This window comes from Rhodococcus ruber (assembly GCF_016804345.1).
Taxonomy (GTDB): domain Bacteria; phylum Actinomycetota; class Actinomycetes; order Mycobacteriales; family Mycobacteriaceae; genus Rhodococcus; species Rhodococcus ruber.
Map to the genome: position 1 here is coordinate 4,972,085 of NZ_CP044211.1, position 14,928 is coordinate 4,987,012.

A 14,928-nucleotide genomic window follows, 5' to 3' on the forward strand; every position below is an offset into this window, starting at 1 on the left:
GAATGTCGTTGTGACCTCGGACGCTAGTCAGCGGGGCCGCCGAGCGGGCGGACCGTCTCGGACAGCGGGAACCGCCCGGTCAGACCCGGCCGAGGCGTTCGGCACAGGCGGCCATCTCGTCGACGACCCGGTTCAGCGTCCCGGCCTTCGGCGACGCCGACAGCACCATCCGCGTCGCCCCGAGGGCGCGGGCCCGGTCGATGCGGGCCTCGTCGAGCCGCGGCAGCGTCGCCCCGAGCACCAGTTCCACGGCGCCGGGATCGCGGCCGGCCGACTCGGCGGCGCGGCGCATCTGCCCGATCGCCCGATCGAGATCCTCCCCGGCCAGGCCGAGCGGCTGGAATCCGTCGCCGAGGCGACCGGCCCGGCGGGCCGCGGCGGCGCTGTGCCCGCCGATGTACAGCGGCACCCCGCTCTCGCGGTGCGGCTTCGGCCAGCTGTGGGCGCCGCGGAAGGAGTAGAACTCGCCGTCGAAGTCCGCTCCCGCCGGGTCGGTGCCGGCCCACAGGGTGCGCATCACGGCGATCGCCTCGTCGGCGATCTTTCCGCGCCGGTCGAAGTCGCCGCCGCACGCCTCGATCTCCTCCCGCATCCAGCCCAGCCCCAGGCAGATCCGGACGCGGCCGCGGGAGAGCCGGTCGAGGGTGGCCAGACGCTTGGCCAGCACCACCGGATGGTGGTTGGGCAGCACCAGCACGCCCGTGGCGAGACCGAGGTCGGTGGTGGCACCGGCGACGAACGACAGCAGCTCGAGCGGGTCGGGCAGGTCGCAGTCGTCGGGCAGGTGGGACTTGCCGGTCGGCGAGTACGGATACGCGCTGCCGGTGTTCGCGATCACCACGGAGTGCTCGACGGCGGAGATCTCGTCGAACCCCAGTTTCTCCGCGGCACGCGCGAATTCGAGGATCCACTCGGGGTCCCCGCTGTGTCCCAGCTCGATCGGCACCACCACACCCAGCTTCACGTACGTCCGTCCTCTCGTGCCGCCGCTCCCCGAGCGGTCGTCTCCTCGATCAGTTTCGGCGCCCACACCACCTTGCCGAGCAGCCGGTCCGCCTCGGGCGCGGTCGCCAGCCACACCGCGGCGGCGGCGGGCACCGTCGCCGGCACGGCCTCGAATCCGGCGTCCTCGACGGCGCGCGTGCCGCCCCGGGCCCGGCCGGCCTCGGTGACGACGAACCCGGGGCTGAGGTTGAACGCCCGGATCCCGCGGCCCCGGTACTCGGCGTTGATCATCCCGGCGATCCGGGCGAACGCGGCCTTCGACGCGGCGTACGACAGGCCCCAGCCGCCCTCCCCCGGTGGGGCGGGCGGGTCGATCGCCGCCGACCCGGACACCAGATCGATCACCACACCGCTGCCGCGGTCGAGCATCGCCGGCAGCACCGTCTGCATCAACGCCACCTGGTGCAGGTAGTTGCCGTCGATCATGGCGGCGGCGTCGGCGAGGTCGATGTCGAGCAGCCGGTCCATGTTCCCCGCGGTCTGCGCGTACGCGTTGGCGACCAGCACGTCGACCCGGCCCCACGCGTCCAGGACGCGCCGGCCCGCGCCGCGCACCGATTCGACGTCGAGCAGGTCCATCGGGACGGGCAGCGCCCGCACTCCCAGTGCCTCGATCTCCGCGGTGGTGGTCTCGAGGCTGCCGGGCACGGCGATGGGTTCGTCGCCGTCGCGGCGGCTGCGGGGCGGCACGGCGCCCTGGCCCTCGCGGACCGTGCGGGCGGTGACGGCGACGTCGAAGCCCGCACGGGCGAACGCGAGGGCGGTCTCGCGTCCGATGCCGCGGCTGGCGCCCGTGACGAGGGCGACGCGGGTGCCGGGCATCGGCTACACGCTCAGCAGCCGCTGCCGGCCGTGTGCGGCGAATTCCTCGTCCAGGGCGGCCTTGTCGGACTCGCTCATCGCGGTGTACTCCGGCGCGCCGCGTCCCACCCACCGGTACACGGGCTCGGTGGTGTGCCAGCGCTGCGCCTGCAGCTCGCGCTTGAGGACCTTGTTCGAGCCGGTCACGGGAAGGTTCGTCGACACCCGCACGAACCGGGGAATCGCCTTCGACCCGAGATCGGCTTGGCCGGTGAGGAATTCGGCGAGCTCGGCCGGGTCGAAGTCGGTGAGCGAGGCGACCTCGATCGCCGCCATCACCTGATCGCCCGACCGCGGGTCCGGCACCGCGTAGACACCGGTGGTCACGACCTTCGGGTGCCGGCGCAGGACCCGCTCGATCATCAGCGCCGAGGTGTTCTCGCCGTCGACCCGGATCCAGTCGCCCTTGCGGCCCGCGAAGTAGATGAAGCCGGCCTCGTCGACGTAGCCGAGGTCGCCGGTCCAGTACCACCCGTTGCGGATCCGCTCGGCGTCGGCGACGTCGTTCTTGTAGTAGCCCTCGAAGGCGCGGGCGCCCTCCTTGTTGATCATCTCGCCGATCGCCTCGTCCGGGTTGAGCACCCGGCCGTGCTCGTCGAGCACCGCGCGGGCACACTCGGCGAACGTGTCGGGATGCACCACCGCGATCCCGGCGTGCGCGGGCCGGCCGAGCGCGCCCTCCGGCGCCGCCGGATCGAGCCGGACCGAACCGGCGCCCTCGCTCGAGCCGTACCCCTCGAACAGCACCGCGCCGAACCGGCGCACGAACTCGGCCTTGTCCTCCGGCGAGGCCTCGGTGCCGAAGCCCCGCTCGAGCCGGTTGTCGGCGTCGTCGGGCTGTTCGGGGGTGGCCATCAGGTAGGCCAGGGCCTTGCCGACGTAGGTGAAGAACGTCGCGCCGAAGAACTTCACGTCGGGCAGGAACCCGGACGCGGAGAACTTGCGGGTCAGGCACACCGTCGCACCGTTGGCCAGGGCCGGCGCCCACAGCGCCATCAGCGCGTTGCCGTGGAACAGCGGCATGCAGCAGTAGTCCACGTCGTCGCGGTGGTGCCCGTACTTGGCGGTGTTGGCGTACGCGAGCCGCGACAACCGGCCCTGGGAGCACTTGACGGCCTTGGACCGGCCGGTGGTGCCGGAGGTGAACAGCAGCAGGAACAGGCTGTCCTCGCCGACACCGTCGGCGATCGCCGGTTCCACCCGCTCGAGGCGGGCCGCGTAGCCGGGATCGTCGATCAGCAGGAAGCGGTCCTCGCCGAGGCCCAGGTCGAGGCCGCGCAGCTTCGCCATCCCGGCGGTGTCGGTGACGATGAGCTGGCAGTCCACGTACCTGATCTCGGCCTCGAGTTCCGCCGCGCCGCGCGTGGGATTGATGCCGACGACCGTCGCGCCCACCAGCGCGGCCCCGCCGAGCCAGAACAGGAAGTCCGGGACGTTGTCGAGGAGGATCCCGATGTGGAACGGGCCGTCGCCGCGCAGCGACCGCGCGAGAGCGCCACGCGCGGCGCTCTCGCGCACCACGGCGTCCCACGTCCAGTCCTGTTCCCGGGTCCGCAGGCCGAGCCGGTCGTCGCCGACGCGGTCGAGCAGCATCTCGGCGATGGTGGCGCGCTGCACGCCCGCTTCCGTCGCGGCGGTGCCGGGGTTCACGGTGCTCGTCATCGTTGCGGCTCCCTTCACGCCGTCCGGAGCACGCAGTGGGTGCCCCCGTAGATGGCGGTCATGCACTTGTTGCAGTGGTTGCACAGCGACGCGGTGGCCGCGTCCTCCTGCATGCGGTTGACGAGGTCCGGGTCGCGCAGCAGCGCCCGCGCGGCGGCGACGAACTGGAAGCCCTCGGCCATCGCCTCGTCGATGATCGCCCGGTTGGTGATGCCGCCGAGCAGCACCAGCGGCATCTTCAGCTGCGACCGGAACTGCTTGGCGTCCTCGAGCAGGTAGCCGTCGCGGTAGGGGTATTCACGCAGGAAGTGCTTGCCCACCAGCTGGATTCCCAGCTTCGTCGGCTGCGGCATCACGGCGGCGAAGTCGCGCAACGGTGCGTCGCCCTTGAACAGGTACATCGGGTTGAGCAGGGAGCTGCCGGCGGTCAGCTCGAGGGCGTCGAGCGAGCCGTCGGCCTCGAGCCACTTGGCGACCTGGATCGACTCGTCGAGCCAGAAGCCGCCGGGCACGCCGTCGTCCATGTTGAGCTTGGCGAGGATCGCGATCTTGTCGCCGACGGCGTCGCGGACGGCGCGGGCGGCCTCCCGCGCGAAGCGGGCGCGGTTCTCCAGCGACCCGCCGTACTCGTCCTTGCGCTTGTTGATCTTCGGGCTCAGGAACGAGCTGATGAGGTAGTTGTGCCCGAAGTGGATCTCGACGGCGTCGAAGCCGGCCTCGACGGCGCGGCGCGCGGCCTCGGCGTGGCCCTCGGTGATGCGGGCGATGTCCGCCTTGGTGGCGGGCTTGCTGAAGTTCTGGGTCGTCATGCGGAAGGCGCGGCTCGGCCCGAGGGCCGGGGTGCCGAGGTACTTCGCGGCGGCGACCGGACCGGCGTGGCCGATCTGCGCGGAGACCGCGGCGCCCTCGTTGTGGATCGCGTCGGTGAGCTTGCGCATGCCGGGCCGGGTCTCGTCGGTCCACTGCAGCTGACCGGGGGCGGTGCGGCCGTCGGGTGCGACGGCGCAGTAGGCGACCGTCGTCATGCCGACGCCGCCGGCGGCGGGCCGGCGGTGGAACTCGATGAGCTCGTCGGTGACGAGCCCCTTCGGGGTCAGGCCCTCGAACGTGGCCGCCTTGATCACCCGGTTGCGCAGGGTCAGCGGGCCGAGCTTCGCGGGGGCGAAGGGATCGATCCTTGTCGTCGGGGTATCGAGAAATGTGGACATGCGGTTGCTCCTCCGGCAGCGATTCTGCGCCGAACGTAGCCCCGGCTGTCGGGTGGATCACGGTGAGTCCCGCTCAGTGGTAACCACTACCGCACCCACGGCCCGACGTGAGAAATTGCAGTGGCACGCCTCACACGCGGCCGCGGCCAGGGTGAGGTCACAGGTCTATCGCCGCAGGTGACACGGTATTCACGTGACACGAAGGAAAGGTCCCCGCATGACTGCGTCCGCAGATCCCCGGCTGTACCTCGACGAGGTCGTCTCCCGCCTGACCGGCCCGGGTGGCCGGTTCGAGATCGTCGAGGAAGAGGTGCTCGGCGCCTCGATGCCGGTGATGAAGAACCGCGGCAAGGCCGTGGGCGAGCTGCTCGCCGACTCCCTGCGCTGGGGGGACCGCGACTACCTCGTCACCGCCGACCGCCGGCTCTCCTTCGCCGAGCACGCCGCCGCCGCCTACTCCCTCGCCCGGGCGCTGCGCAGCGACTACGGCGTCGAGAAGGGCGATCGCGTCGCGATCCTGGCCGCGAACACCCCGGAGTGGGTGATCGCGTTCTGGGCGAGCCAGACGCTCGGCGCGATCACCGTCGGGCTCAACGGCTGGTGGGTGCCGCGGGAGATCGAGTACGGCCTCGAGCACAGCCGGCCGAAGGTCCTCGTCGTCGACGCCAAGCGCGCCGAGGCCCTCGCGGACGTCGACACCACCGGGATCACGGTCCTGACGATGGAGGAGGACCTGCCCCGGCTGATCGCGCAGTACCCCGGCGCCGAGCCGCCGCGCGTCGACATCGACGAGGACGACCCGTCGGTCATCCTCTACACCAGCGGCACCAGCGGCCGGCCCAAGGGCGCGCTGCACTCGCACCGCAACCTGCTGGCGGTCGTCGACTACCACCGGTTCAGCGATGCCCTGCTCGCGGCGTTCACCGGCCGGACCTACAGCGACGACGTCCCCAGCGACCTGCGGTACCTGCTCACCTCGCCGCTGTTCCACATCGCGAGCCTGCACAACCTGGTGATCCCGCGGCTGGCGACGGGCAGCGCGGTGATCATGCACCAGGGTTCGTTCGACGTGGACAAGGTGCTGAGCCTGATCGAACGCGAACGCGTCACCAACTGGGGCGCGGTGCCGACGATGGCGTCGCGGCTGCTCGAGCACGACAACCTCGACAAGTACGACCTGTCGTCGCTGACGGCGTTCGCACTCGCGTCGGCACCGTCGTCGATCGCATTCAAGGACCGGCTGCGCGAGAAGGTGCCCTTCGCGCGCGACGCCCTCGTCGACAGCTACGGGCTCACCGAGTGCAGCACCGCCATCGCGGTCGCCAACTCGCAGGACATCGAGGCGTTCCCCGGCACCCTGGGCCGGCCGATCATCACGGTGAGCCTCGAGATCCGCGATCCGTTCGGCGAATGGCTGCCGGACGGGGTCGAAGGCGAGGTGTGCGTGCGCAGCCCGTTCGTCATGCTCGGCTACTGGGAGGACGAGGAGGCCACGGCCGCGGCGATCACCCCGGACCGGTGGCTGCGCACCGGTGACTACGGCGTCATCGAGAACGGCCGGCTGCGCCTGACGGGCCGTCGCTCCGACCTGATCCTGCGCGGCGGCGAGAACGTCTACCCCACCGAGATCGAGCAGACCCTCGACGAGCACCCGGCCGTGCGCGAGTGCGCCGTGATCGGCGTCCCGCACCCCGACCTCGGTCAGGAGGTGGCGGCGGTCGTCGTCCTCGCCGAGGGGGCGAGCGTGACGGAGGAGGAGCTGCGCGAGTACGCGGCCGAGCGTCTGTCGTACTTCAAGGTTCCCACCCGCTGGCGGATCACCTCCGACCTGCTGCCCCGCAACGCGACGGGCAAGACGGTGCGTCGCGAGGTCAGCATCTAGTTGCGCGGGGCGGTGCTTCTTGCGCGCGTTCTCACGCGCGCGAGAAGCACCGCCGGTCGCGGATGCGGCTACTGCGACCGGGACACGAACCCGGGGTCCTCGACCGCCAGACGCTGACGCACCGGCTCGGGCATCGTCGAGCACGAATCCGCGCTGGGCCGGTCGTCGGCGTGGTCGGCGGCCGAATCCTCGATGCCCACCGACGCGACGATGTTCTCCCAGCCGCCCCACCCGGCGAAGCGGGCGGGCAGATCGACGTTGGCGGCACCGTTGATGTGGAACGCGGCGCTCGGATACGGCGCGTCCGGTGGCGTGGCGACGCCCCCGCCGGGCAGGCGCACGACGTCCTCCGGATTGGGCAGCATGCCCGCGAGCTGCATCGCGTGGTACTGGTACATCTCCCAGGGCGCGGTGTCGAAGTAGTACCAGCTGGCCGCGCACACCCCGTACAGGTCGGGACCGAACTGCGCGTAGTTCAGGTACAGCTCCATGATGCGGGCGTCGGGCAGGGTGCTGCTCAACAGGATCGACGGCACCGTCTCGACGGCCTTGCGGATCGCGCTCTGGTCGGGGGTGAAGAACATGTTCTTCGCGAGCTGCTGCGGGATCGTCGAGTACGTCTGCTGCGGCTCACCCGTCAGGTGGGCGCGGGCGCGGTCGGCGTAGTCGCCCCAGTGGAACGCCTGCGCACGAAGACCCATCTGGTCGTCCTCGTGGGCGATCACCGAGGCGACGATGTAGCGGCTGACGTGGTCGAGCGAGACGTACTGGTAGGTGACCGGGCCGTCGTCGATGCGCATGAACCGCGACGACGCCGGCGTCCACACCCGCAGCGACGCGGTGGCCGTCAGCGCGATCAGCACGAGCGCCGCCACCGCTGCCCCGGCCCGCTTCGCCCGCGTCGGCCACGGATTGTGGGGCGGCTGCGCCGGCAGCGGGGGCGGCCCGGGCCGGGCGACGGGCGGCCACGTCGGCTCGGGCCGGCGCACTCCCGCGTACTCGGGTTCGCGACGAGGCTGCGGCTCGGACCGGCGGGGCCACTGCACCGCGGGACGACGCAGCCGGCGCAGCTTCGGGCCGCGGTCCTGCGGTTCCCGGCGCACCGGCACCTCGGGGGCCGCCGCCCAGGCGCGGAGGCGGGCGGCGACACACCGGGTGCACCGGCCGTCGACCCGCCGCTCGAACGGACCCACGATCCGCCCGCACGCTGCGCACCTGCCCGGCATCATCGTTGTACACGCCTCCCGCTGGTCACCGACACGACCTCTTCATCTTCGTCGCCGACGGTCACGGGCCGGTCTCGGGGGTCGGGACCGGATGCTCAGTCCACCCGCGGCGCCCACTGGACGCCGTTGATGTGCGCGCCGCCGTCGACGAACAAGGTGTTGCCGGTGAGGTAGCGCGCACCGTCGCTCGCGAGGAACACCGCGACGGGTCCGATGTCGTCGAGCGGGTCACCGATTCGGCCCATCGGGTTGGCCTGCGCCGACGCCGCCGCCATCTGCGGGTCGGTCTCGGCCACCCGCCGGAACGCCTCGCTCTGCGCGCCGGGGCAGATCACGTTGCAGCAGATCTGCTTCGGCGCCCATTCCCGCGCCGCGGTGCGGGTGAGGGTGCGCAGCGCCTCCTTGGCGGCGTTGTACTGCACGGAGTACATGTGCGCGTTGACGCCGTTGAGCGAGCACAGGTTGATCACCCGGCCGGTGCCGTGGCGCTCGAGTTCCGGGAGGGCCCGCTGCATCGCCCAGAACGCCGCCATCACGGCCGTGTCGAACCCGGCGCGCAGCTGCTCGTCGGTCATGTTCTCGAACCGGGCGTACCCGGAGCCGCGCCAGGCGTTGTTGACGAGGACGTCGAGGCGGCCGAACCGTTCGACCGCGCCGTCGACCGCCGCGTGGACCTGGGCCTTGTCGGTGACGTCGGTGCGCACGAAGTGGGCGCGCGCACCCCACTCGTCGCGCAGCCACCGGGCGGTGGCATCGCCGGCCTGCTCGTCGATCTCGGCGACGACGACGTCCGCGCCCTCCCGCGCGTACGCCGCGGCGATGCCGCGCCCGATGCCCATGCCGGCGCCGGTGATCAGCGCGACACGACCGTCGAGTGCTCCCATGCGGATTCTCCTAACGGGGACGCGGAACCGTCTTGTCGATGAACAGTCCCTCCACCGAGACGCACAGCTGTCCGTCGGCCGTCGTGATGCTGCCGACGGTGCGGATCTTGCGGCCGTCGACGGAGACGAGCCGGCCGGTGACGACGAGCGGCTCGAACAGCGGCGTGGGCCGGTGGTAGTTCGTCTCGAGTTTCGCCGTCATCCCGGACTTGCCGCCCCACGCGTTGGCGACGCCGAGCACATGGTCGAGGATGAGCGCGGACACCCCGCCGTGGACGCACCCGGGCGGACCCTGGTACGGCATCGTCAGCGTGACCGTGCCCTGCACCGAGCCGTCCTCGAGGCCCTCGAGGACCAGGGGCGGGGCGATGGCGTTCTCGGGGCCGGTGACCGGGTCGTGCCGGGTGACGCCCTCGCCGTTCCACATGTCGATCAGTCGTTCGGCGACCTCCGGGGCGTGTTCCTCGAGGTGGTCGGCGATGCTGTTCAGTTCCTCCGCGACCCGGTCGAGGTTGGCGTTGCCGCGGTCGGTGCGCAGCATGGCGTCGACGACGCGGCGCGCGGCGGCGGTCGCCCGGTCCACCGGCGCGTCCTGCGGCGCCGAGGTCAGCACCGTGCCGTGGGCGTGGGTGGCGGCGGTGGGATGGGTTCCGACCTTCACGGACGCACCTCCATGACGGCGTGGGTGAGGACGGGGGCGCCGTCGCGCTTCGGGCAGGTCGCCAGCAACGTCAGCCGGTCGCCGTCGCGCCAGACGGCGGTCTCGATAGTCTCGCCCGGGAACAGCGAGCCGGCGAACCGCACCGAGTAGCTCTGCACCCGCGCCGGGTCGCCGTCGAGCAGGCCGTCGACGACGGCCTTGCACACGATCCCGTAGGAGGCCAGACCGTGCAGGATGGGCCGGTCGAAACCGGCGGCCTGCGCGAACGCGGGCTCGGCGTGCAGCGGGTTCATGTCGCCGCTGAGCCGGTACAGCAGGGCCTGCCGCGTGCCGGTGGGCGAGACGAGGACGGTGTCGGCGTCGCGGTCGGGCACCGTGTGCGGCGTCTCCGGGCCGGGTTCGCCGCCGAAGCCGCCCTCGCCGCGGGCCCAGATCTGCATGCCGGTGGTCCACAGCGGCGCACCTTCCGGGGTGGTGGCCGCCTGTTCGAGCACGATGACGGCGGCCTTGCCCTTGTCCCACACGTGCGCCACGCGCGACGAGATGTGCGCCGTCCCGGAGGCGGGGATGGGGGCGTGCAGCTGCAGCGACTGCCCGCCGTGCAGGATGCGGCGCAGGTCGATGTCGATGCCGGGCAGGTTCATGCCGGCCGGTTTCAGCGCGCCGGCCGAGATGCCCTGGCCGGCCACCATCGCGAACGTCGGCAGCACCCGCAGGTCCTTCTCGTACACCCAGCGCAGCTCGGCCGGGTCGAGTCCGTCGCCGCCGGCGCCGAGCCCGAGGTGGTACAGCATGACGTCGCGGTTGGTCCAGACCGCTTCGCGCACAGTGGGTTCGGCGGACAGTGCGGTCTTCGGGTCGATGGGCACGGTCAGTTCTCCTTCTCGTCCGCGGTTCCGGTGAGGGTTCCGGCCCGGTACAGCGTCACCACGCACGCGCCGCCGAGCCCCAGATTGTGTTGCAGGCCCACGCGGGCGCCGTCGACCTGACGGCCGCCGGCTTCGCCGCGCAGCTGCCAGGTGAGTTCGGCGCACTGGGCCAGGCCGGTGGCGCCGAGGGGATGGCCCTTGGAGAGCAGGCCGCCCGACGGGTTGACCACCCACCGGCCGCCGTGGGTGGTGGCACCCGACTCGACGAGCTTGCCGCCCTCGCCGGGGCTGCACAGCCCGAGCCCCTCGTAGGTGATGATCTCGTTGATGGCGAAGCAGTCGTGCAGTTCGATCACGTCGACGTCGTCGACGGTGAGCCCGGACTCGGCGAACACCCGGGCGGCGGCCGCTCCCGTCATCGGGGCGCCGACGACGTCGATCATCGAGCGGCTGTCGAACGATTCGCCGGTGTCGGTGGTCAACGCCTGCGCGACGATCTCGACGGCCCGGTCCTCGAGGCCGTGCTCGCGCACGAAGGCCTCGCTCACCAGGACCGCCGCGCCGGCGCCGTCGGAGGTGGGCGAGCACTGCGAGCGGGTGAGCGGCGCGTGGATCATCTTGTCGCCCAGCACCTGTTCGAGGGTGTACTCGTCGCGGAACTGCGCGTAGGGGTTGTGCACCGAGTGCCGGTGGTTCTTCACCGCCACGGCGGCGATCTGCTCGGCGGTGGTGCCGTAGCGCTCCATGTGCTCGACCGCGGCGTTGCCGAACAGCTGGGCGGTCATCGGGCCGGTGCCCCACTCGTGCAGGTCGGTCATGACGTTCAGGTGGTGGTCGAGCGTGGTGACCTTCGGCAGTTCGCCGGTGCCGGTCAGGGAGGTGCGGGTCATCTTCTCGAACCCGACGGCCAGCGCGACGTCGCCCTGCCCGCCCTGCACCCAGTCCCGCGCCGTCATCAGCGCCGTGGAGCCGGTGGCGCAGTTGTTGTCGACGTTGACGATCGGGATGCCGGTCAGTCCCACCTCGTACAGGGCGCGCTGACCGGCGGTGGACGGCTGGAACACGTAACCGACGGCGGCCCGCTGCACCCGCCCGTAGCCGATGCCGGCGTCGCCGAGGGCCATGTCGACGGCCTCGCGGACCATCTCGGGGTATTCCCGGCCGCTGGTCTCGATCTTCTCGAACTTCGTCATCCCCACGCCGACGACGAACACGCGGCGTCCCTGCCGCGCCGACGTCACGGCGGTGCTCACTTCCCGGGCTCGGGGTCGCGGGGCAGGCCGAGCAGGCGCTCCCCGATGATGTTGAGCTGAACGTTGGTGGTGCCGCCGGCGATCGACATGCACTGGGAGTTGAGGAACATCTGCGTCGCCGACCGGCGGTCCTGCGCGCCGAGCAGGGCACGCGGTCCGGCCCAGTCCATCGCGACCTCCCACACCTGCTGGATGTGCTCGACGCCGAGCAGCTTCGCGACCGAGGACTCGGCACCGGGCTGGGCACCGGCCAGCGAGCGCAGCGTGGTGCGCAACGCCATCAGCCCGCCGGTCTGCGCGTCGCACAGCACCTTCCCGAGGACGGTGGCCTGTTCGTCGTCGAGTCCGCCGGGCAGTTCGGCGGCCAGGTCGAGCAGGGCCTCGCCGCCGGAGCCGAGGGACGAGTCGTGCGAGAGGGAGACGCGTTCGTTGGCGAGGGTGGTGCGGGCGAGCTTCCAGCCGTCGCCGGGCTCGCCGACGAGGCACTCGTCCGGGACGAAGACGTTGTCGATGAAGATCTCGTTGAACAGCGCCTCGCCAGTGATCTCGCGCAGCGGGCGGATGTCGAGACCCTCGCTGCCGCGCATGTCGACGAGGAAGTACGACAAGCCCTTGTGCTTGGGAGCGGAGGCGTCGGTGCGGGCCAGGCAGATGCCCCAGTGGGCGTCGCGGGCCATCGAGGTCCACACCTTCTGCCCCTGCAGGATCCACCCGCCGTCGATCTTGGTGGCCTTCGTGGTCAGCGACGCCAGGTCCGAGCCCGCGCCGGGCTCGGAGAACAGCTGGCACCAGACGATGTCGCCGCGCAGCGACGGCGGCACGAACCGCTCGAGCTGCTCCGGGCTGCCGTGCTCGATCAGGGTCGGCACCACCCAGTTGCCGATGATCATGTCGTGCGGCCTCAGGCTCGCCGCGCGCAGTTCCTCGGCGATCACCAGCTGGGTGACCGCATCGGCGCCCTTGCCCCACGGCGCGGGCAGATGCGGTGCGGTGTAGCCCTTCTCGGCGAGGTACGTGGTGCGTTCGGCGCCGTCGAGCGCAGCGGCGGGCGCGAGTTCGCCGCGCACCTCGTCCCGGATCCGCTCCGCCTCCGGCGGCAGGTCGATGCCGAGGACGCGGCGGGTGCCGCCGCGGGTGAGGTCGGTGACCCGCCGGCGCCACGACGCGGTGGAACCGAGCAGGATCCGCAGCGACTGGGCGCGGCGCAGGTACAGGTGCGCGTCGTGTTCCCACGTGTAGCCGATGCCGCCGAGAATCTGGATGCAGTCCTTGGCCACGGCGAACGCGGCCTCGGGGGCTGTGGCGCCGGCGACGGCGGCCGCGAGGGACGCCTCGTCCGCCTCGGCACCGCCGGGGGTCAGGGCGCGGGCGGCGTCCCACGCGCACACGCGGGCCTGCTCGGCGAGTGCGAGCATGCGTGCGGCGCGGTGCTTGACGCCCTGGAACTGGCCGATCGGGCGGCCGAACTGGCGGCGCACCGCGGCGTACTCGGCGGCGGTGCGCACGCACCAGTCCGCGATGCCCGACGCCTCGGCCGCGAACAGGGCGGCCGCGAGATCGGTGACGCGCTGCGGGTCGATCCGCAGCACGTCGTCGGCGCCGAGCGCCAGACGGTCCACCTCGAACTGCGAATTGCCGCGCACCACATCGTGACTGGGCAGATCCTCGACGTCGACCCGGTCGCGGTGCAGCAGCACCCAGGCGCGGTTGCCGGCGTCCTCGGCCGCGACGAGCAGCACGTCGGCGGTGTGGCCGCCGAGGACGAATCCGGACCGCCCGGACAGGGTGGTGCCGGCCGAGCCGCGCCCCACCCGCAACGTGCCCGGGTCGAGGGCGACGCCGGCGAGCGTGGCACCGTCCGCGAGACCGGCGAGTTCGGCGGTGCGGCCGGCCTCGCGCAGCACCGCGGCGGTCAGCACGGTCGGCAGGAACGGGCCGGGCACCATCGACCGGCCCAGTTCCTCGATGACCACCGCGAGTTCGACCAGACCGAAGCCGGCGCCGCCGACCTCCTCGGGCAGGTGCAGCCCGAGCACACCGAGTTCGGCGAGCGAGCCCCAGAACGCGGGACGGGTGTCGGTCTTGGCTTCGACGGCCTGGCGCACCACGTCGGCGGTGACGTGGCGGGCGGCCCAGCCGCGCACCGCGTCGCGCAGGTCGCGGTCCTCGTCTGTCAGTCCAATGGTCATGTCGGCCTCGCGAATTCGATGGTGGTGGTCAGATGCGTTCGATGACGGTGGCGGTGGACAGTGCGCCGCCCGCGCACATGGTGACCAGTGCCGTCGACCGGTCGGACCGCTCGAGCTCGTGCAGGGCGGTGGCGAGGAGCCGGGCACCGGTCGACCCGACGGCGTGGCCGAGGGCGATGGCGCCACCGTTGACGTTGACCTTGGACATGTCGGCGTCGAGCACCTGCGCCCACGACAGGACGACCGACGCGAACGCCTCGTTGATCTCGACGAGATCGATGTCGTCCAGCGTCATCCCGGCCTTGCCGAGCACGTGGCGGGTGGCGTCGATCGGGCCGTCGAGGTGGTAGTACGGGTCGGACCCGACCATGCCCGAGGCGACGATCCGGGCACGGGGCCGCAGGCCCAGTTCCTGGGCGCGCTCGGCGCTGGTGAGCAGGACCGCGGCGGCGCCGTCGCTGATCTGCGACGCGGAGCCCGCGGTGTGGATGCCGCCCGCGACGACCGGCTTCAGCGCGGCCAGGCCTTCGGCGGTGGTCTCGCGCAGGCCGCCGTCGCGGGTGACGACGGTGGTTTCACCGGTGGGCACGCCGTCGGCGAGCACGGGCGCCTCGGTGGGGACGATCTCGCGGTCGAACCGGCCCTCGGCCCAGGCGGCGGCGGCGCGGCGCTGCGACTCGAGACCGAAGGCGTCGGTGTCGCCGCGCTTGATGCCGCGCTTGGCGGCGATGCGCTCGGCGGAGGTGAACTGGTCGCCCATGTCGATGGTCCAGTCGTCCGGGTAGGGGCTGCCGGTCTCGGGGGTGAGGGCCTGGCCGAGGAAGACCCGGCTCATGGATTCGACGCCGCAGCCGATGCCGGCGGTGATCTGGCCGGAGGCGATGAGGCCGGCGACGATGTGGACGGCCTGCTGGGAGGAGCCGCACGCGCAGTCGATCGACGTGGCGGCCGTCGTGTAGGGCAGGCCGGCGTGCAGCCACGCCTGCCGGGTGACGTTGTTGGACTGTTCGCCGGCCTGGGTGACGCAGCCGCCGACGACCTGTCCCACCTGGTCGGGGGCGAGGCCGGTGCGCTCGAGGACGGCGCGCTGGGCGGTGCCGAGCAGGGTGGCCGGGTGCAGACCGGACAGGGCGCCGCGGCGGCGGCCGACGGGGGTACGGGCCGCGTCGACGATGACTACGTCGGTCATGAGCTGGCTCCTCGGAACATGAGTGCTGGGCAGGTGTCG

The 14,928-nt window shown here is 72.0% G+C and carries 12 protein-coding genes; 1 reads left to right on the forward strand and 11 read right to left on the reverse strand.

What is annotated here, in order from left to right; genetic code table 11:
• Nucleotides 1-79: 79 nt before the first annotated feature.
• The 4 genes from F1734_RS22710 to F1734_RS22725 are packed head-to-tail and all read right to left on the reverse strand — an operon-like array spanning nucleotide 80 to nucleotide 4,736.
• The gene (locus F1734_RS22710; RefSeq protein ID WP_048773241.1) at nucleotides 80-964 is read right to left on the reverse strand and encodes an LLM class F420-dependent oxidoreductase; all 885 of its coding nucleotides are present in this window, start codon (nucleotides 962-964) and stop codon (nucleotides 80-82) included.
• A complete protein-coding gene (locus tag F1734_RS22715) occupies nucleotides 961-1,827 on the reverse strand; it encodes an SDR family NAD(P)-dependent oxidoreductase (protein WP_017679878.1) in 867 nt (288 codons plus the stop codon). The genes F1734_RS22710 and F1734_RS22715 overlap by 4 nt, the downstream gene beginning before the upstream one ends.
• A gap of 3 nt (nucleotides 1,828-1,830) precedes the next feature.
• A complete protein-coding gene (casI, locus tag F1734_RS22720; protein WP_203011107.1) occupies nucleotides 1,831-3,528 on the reverse strand; it encodes a steroid-22-oyl-CoA synthetase in 1,698 nt (565 codons plus the stop codon).
• Nucleotides 3,529-3,542: 14 nt separating this feature from the next.
• On the reverse strand, nucleotides 3,543-4,736 hold the full coding sequence (locus F1734_RS22725; protein WP_040270153.1) for an NADH:flavin oxidoreductase: 1,194 nt from the start codon (nucleotides 4,734-4,736) through the stop codon (nucleotides 3,543-3,545).
• Between the two features lie 217 nt (nucleotides 4,737-4,953).
• On the opposite strand from F1734_RS22725, the gene casG reads away from it, so the two are divergent.
• A complete protein-coding gene (gene casG, locus F1734_RS22730; RefSeq protein ID WP_040270152.1) occupies nucleotides 4,954-6,618 on the forward strand; it encodes a steroid-24-oyl-CoA synthetase in 1,665 nt (554 codons plus the stop codon).
• Nucleotides 6,619-6,686: 68 nt separating this feature from the next.
• Here casG and F1734_RS22735 read toward each other — a convergent pair whose 3' ends face one another.
• The 7 genes from F1734_RS22735 to F1734_RS22765 form a co-directional block, all read right to left on the reverse strand.
• Complete coding sequence (locus F1734_RS22735; protein ID WP_048773233.1) at nucleotides 6,687-7,811, reverse strand: biosynthetic peptidoglycan transglycosylase; 1,125 nt, start codon at nucleotides 7,809-7,811, stop codon at nucleotides 6,687-6,689.
• 128 nt (nucleotides 7,812-7,939) lie between these two features.
• Nucleotides 7,940-8,728, reverse strand: coding sequence for an SDR family NAD(P)-dependent oxidoreductase (locus F1734_RS22740; protein ID WP_048773231.1), 789 nt, complete (start codon nucleotides 8,726-8,728; stop codon nucleotides 7,940-7,942).
• Between the two features lie 10 nt (nucleotides 8,729-8,738).
• Nucleotides 8,739-9,389, reverse strand: coding sequence for a PaaI family thioesterase (locus F1734_RS22745; protein ID WP_010596073.1), 651 nt, complete (start codon nucleotides 9,387-9,389; stop codon nucleotides 8,739-8,741).
• Nucleotides 9,386-10,258: a MaoC/PaaZ C-terminal domain-containing protein gene (locus F1734_RS22750; protein WP_203011108.1), complete on the reverse strand. Its 873-nt coding sequence runs from the start codon at nucleotides 10,256-10,258 to the stop codon at nucleotides 9,386-9,388. Before F1734_RS22750 ends, F1734_RS22745 begins: the two co-directional genes overlap by 4 nt.
• Before the next feature lie 2 nt (nucleotides 10,259-10,260).
• Complete coding sequence (locus F1734_RS22755; protein WP_010596075.1) at nucleotides 10,261-11,511, reverse strand: lipid-transfer protein; 1,251 nt, start codon at nucleotides 11,509-11,511, stop codon at nucleotides 10,261-10,263.
• Complete coding sequence (locus F1734_RS22760) at nucleotides 11,508-13,700, reverse strand: acyl-CoA dehydrogenase family protein (protein ID WP_203011109.1); 2,193 nt, start codon at nucleotides 13,698-13,700, stop codon at nucleotides 11,508-11,510. The genes F1734_RS22755 and F1734_RS22760 overlap by 4 nt, the downstream gene beginning before the upstream one ends.
• A 28-nt stretch (nucleotides 13,701-13,728) precedes the next feature.
• Nucleotides 13,729-14,889 (reverse strand): steroid 3-ketoacyl-CoA thiolase, encoded by a 1,161-nt coding sequence (locus F1734_RS22765; RefSeq protein WP_203011110.1) that lies wholly within the window; start codon nucleotides 14,887-14,889, stop codon nucleotides 13,729-13,731.
• Between the last annotated feature and the right edge of the window lie 39 nt (nucleotides 14,890-14,928).

Bases quoted from the DNA above. Each gene is read 5' to 3' on its own strand.
- casG (WP_040270152.1), top strand. From the start codon at position 4,954: ATGACTGCGTCCGCAGATCCCCGGCTGTACCTCGACGAGGTCGTCTCC.
- casI (WP_203011107.1), bottom strand. From the start codon at position 3,528: ATGACGAGCACCGTGAACCCCGGCACCGCCGCGACGGAAGCGGGCGTG.
- F1734_RS22760 (WP_203011109.1), bottom strand. From the start codon at position 13,700: ATGACCATTGGACTGACAGACGAGGACCGCGACCTGCGCGACGCGGTG.
- F1734_RS22725 (WP_040270153.1), bottom strand. From the start codon at position 4,736: ATGTCCACATTTCTCGATACCCCGACGACAAGGATCGATCCCTTCGCC.
- F1734_RS22765 (WP_203011110.1), bottom strand. From the start codon at position 14,889: ATGACCGACGTAGTCATCGTCGACGCGGCCCGTACCCCCGTCGGCCGC.
- F1734_RS22715 (WP_017679878.1), bottom strand. From the start codon at position 1,827: ATGCCCGGCACCCGCGTCGCCCTCGTCACGGGCGCCAGCCGCGGCATC.
- F1734_RS22740 (WP_048773231.1), bottom strand. From the start codon at position 8,728: ATGGGAGCACTCGACGGTCGTGTCGCGCTGATCACCGGCGCCGGCATG.